This is a genomic window from Ruegeria sp. BH8, from assembly GCF_056538065.1.
The window spans coordinates 1-3,003 of record NZ_JBQFSP010000043.1 but is presented as its reverse complement, the minus strand read 5'-3'; the positions used below and the strand labels follow the sequence as shown (position 1 = coordinate 3,003).

The window sequence follows — 3,003 nt, the reverse complement described above, 5'->3', positions numbered from 1 at the left end:
CCAATGAGCTATAAATCCGACATCGAAATTGCGCGTGAAGCGAATAAGAAGCCGATCCAGGAGATCGGCGCGAAGCTTGGAATATCCAGTGATGATCTTTTGCCGTATGGGCATGACAAGGCGAAGGTGAGCCAGGAGTTCATCAACTCGGTGCAGGGTCGTGAGGACGGCAAGCTGGTGCTGGTGACGGCGATCAACCCGACGCCTGCGGGTGAGGGAAAGACGACCACAACGGTTGGTCTGGGTGACGGTCTGAACCGCATCGGCAAGAACGCGATGATCTGTATCCGCGAGGCCTCGCTGGGCCCGAACTTCGGCATGAAGGGTGGCGCAGCGGGTGGCGGCTATGCGCAGGTTGTTCCGATGGAAGAGATGAACCTGCACTTCACCGGCGATTTTCATGCAATCACCTCGGCCCATTCGCTGCTGTCGGCGATGATCGACAACCACATCTACTGGGGCAATGAATGCGAGATCGACACCCGCCGGGTCGCATGGCGTCGTGTGGTCGACATGAACGACCGTGCCCTGCGCCAGATCACCGCCAGCCTGGGCGGCGTGTCGAACGGGTTCCCGCGCGAAACAGGTTTTGACATCACCGTGGCGTCCGAGGTCATGGCGATCCTGTGCCTGTCAAACGACCTGAAGGATCTGGAAAAGCGTCTGGGTGATATCATCGTGGCCTATCGCCGCGACAAGACGCCGGTCTATTGCCGCGACATCAAGGCCGAAGGCGCGATGACCGTTCTGCTGAAAGACGCAATGCAGCCGAACCTGGTGCAGACGCTGGAAAACAACCCGGCCTTTGTCCACGGTGGCCCGTTCGCGAACATTGCGCATGGCTGCAACTCGGTGATCGCGACCAAGACCGCGCTGAAAGTGGCTGACTATGTGGTGACCGAGGCGGGCTTTGGCGCCGATCTGGGCGCCGAGAAGTTCATGAACATCAAGTGCCGCAAGGCGGGCATTGCGCCCTCTGCCGTGGTTCTGGTTGCCACCGTGCGCGCGATGAAGATGAATGGCGGTGTCGCCAAGGCCGATCTGGGTGCCGAGAATGTCGCTGCGGTCAAGGCGGGCTGCGCCAACCTGGGCCGCCATATCGAGAACGTGAAGTCGTTCGGTGTGCCGGTTGTTGTCGCCATCAACCACTTTGTCACCGACACCGATGCCGAGGTTCAGGCGGTGAAGGATTATTGCGCCTCTCATGGGGTCGAGGCGGTTCTGTCGCGCCATTGGGAGCTGGGCTCGGAAGGCTCTGCCGATCTGGCCCGCAAGGTTGTGGAAATCGTCGAAGGGGGCTCTGCGAACTTCGCGCCGATCTACCCCGACGAGATGCCGCTGTTTGAGAAGATCGAAACCATCGCCAAGCGCATCTACCGCGCCGACGAGGTTCTGGCCGACAACAAGATCCGCACGCAGCTGAAAGAATGGGAAGCTGCGGGGTATGGCAACCTGCCGGTCTGCATGGCGAAAACCCAGTACAGCTTCTCGACCGACCCGAGCCTGCGGGGCGCGCCCACCGGCCACTCGGTGCCGGTGCGTGAGGTCCGCCTGAGCGCGGGTGCGGGCTTTATTGTGGTTGTCTGCGGTGAGATCATGACCATGCCGGGCCTGCCCCGCAAACCGGCCGCGGAAACCATCTGCCTCAATGACGCAGGTGAGATCGAGGGCTTGTTCTAAGCCGCTGAATAAGACATCTCGTGGTCCGGGACCCCCGGGCCATGAGGAGACGATGATGCCCACTCTGACACCGCCGCAGGACTGCCATTCGATGCGGGATCTGCGGGTTCAGATCGACAGGCTGGACCGCCAGCTGATCGGGATGCTGGTGAGGCGCGCAAGCTATATCGACCGCGCGTCTGAGCTGAAGCCGGGCGAGGGCCTGCCCGCCCGCATCCCGGACCGGGTCGAGGATGTGGTGCAAAAGGTGCGCGCCAGTTCGCAGGCGGCGGGGATGGACCCCGATTTGTCCGAAACGCTCTGGCGCATTCTGATTGACTGGTCGATTGCACGTGAGGAACGTGTGCTCGGCCCCGAGTAAAGACCGGGCGCGTTCTGCGCCCGTTTGGGTTTTGAAAGAAGGGACCAAAGGATGGTAGCGCAGGTTATCGACGGGAAGGCCTTTGCCGCCAAAGTGCGCGCGCAGGTGGCCGATCAGGTTGCAAAGCTGAAAGAGGAAAACGGCATCACCCCCGGCCTGGCCGTGGTTCTGGTGGGCGAGGATCCGGCCAGCCAGGTCTATGTCCGCTCGAAGGGCAAGATGACCGTCGAAGTCGGCATGAACTCGTATGAGCACAAGCTGGATGCGGAGACCTCGGAGGCAGAGCTGCTGGCGCTGATCGACAAACTGAATACCGACCCGGCGGTGCATGGCATTCTGGTGCAGTTGCCGCTGCCCAAGCACCTGAACGAGGATCTGGTGATCAATTCGATCGATCCGGCCAAGGATGTGGACGGTTTCCATATCTCGAACGTGGGCCTTTTGGGCACTGGTCAGAAATCGATGGTGCCCTGCACCCCGCTGGGCTGCCTGATGATGCTGCGCGATCACCACGGGTCGCTGTCGGGTATGGATGCGGTTGTCATCGGTCGTTCGAACATCGTGGGCAAGCCGATGGCGCAGCTGCTGCTAGGGGACAGCTGCACCGTGACCATCGCGCATTCGCGCACCAGGGACCTGCCGGATGTGGTCCGCCGCGCCGATATCGTTGTGGCCGCCGTTGGCCGCCCCGAAATGGTGCCTGGCGACTGGATCAAGGAAGGCGCCACCGTGATCGACGTGGGCATCAACCGCATCGAACGCGATGGCAAGACCAAGCTGGTCGGCGACGTCGATTATGCCAGCGCTGCCGAACGCGCCGGCGCCATCACCCCCGTCCCCGGCGGCGTCGGCCCCATGACCATCGCCTGCCTGCTGGCCAACACCCTCACCGCCTGCTGCCGCGCAAACAAACTCCCAGAACCAGAAGGCCTGACCGCCTGATAAACACGGGGGCCGGAGCG

General features: G+C 62.1%; 3 protein-coding genes. All 3 read left to right on the top strand.

Annotated elements, in window-relative coordinates:
- Nucleotides 1–3: 3 nt before the first annotated feature.
- The 3 genes from ACR0AD_RS21030 to folD are packed head-to-tail and all read left to right on the top strand — an operon-like array spanning nt 4 to nt 2,983.
- Complete coding sequence (locus ACR0AD_RS21030; RefSeq protein ID WP_480484955.1) at nt 4–1,680, top strand: formate--tetrahydrofolate ligase; 1,677 nt, start codon at nt 4–6, stop codon at nt 1,678–1,680.
- A 55-nt stretch (nt 1,681–1,735) separates the two neighbouring features.
- Nucleotides 1,736–2,041, top strand: coding sequence for a chorismate mutase (locus tag ACR0AD_RS21025; RefSeq protein WP_480473724.1), 306 nt, complete (start codon nt 1,736–1,738; stop codon nt 2,039–2,041).
- A gap of 51 nt (nt 2,042–2,092) precedes the next feature.
- Nucleotides 2,093–2,983: a bifunctional methylenetetrahydrofolate dehydrogenase/methenyltetrahydrofolate cyclohydrolase FolD gene (gene folD / locus ACR0AD_RS21020; protein WP_480489511.1), complete on the top strand. Its 891-nt coding sequence runs from the start codon at nt 2,093–2,095 to the stop codon at nt 2,981–2,983.
- The last annotated feature ends 20 nt before the right edge of the window (nt 2,984–3,003 follow it).

Coding starts and splice junctions, on each gene's coding strand:
- ACR0AD_RS21025 (WP_480473724.1), top strand. CDS start 1,736: ATGCCCACTCTGACACCGCCGCAGGACTGCCATTCGATGCGGGATCTG.
- folD (WP_480489511.1), top strand. CDS start 2,093: ATGGTAGCGCAGGTTATCGACGGGAAGGCCTTTGCCGCCAAAGTGCGC.
- ACR0AD_RS21030 (WP_480484955.1), top strand. CDS start 4: ATGAGCTATAAATCCGACATCGAAATTGCGCGTGAAGCGAATAAGAAG.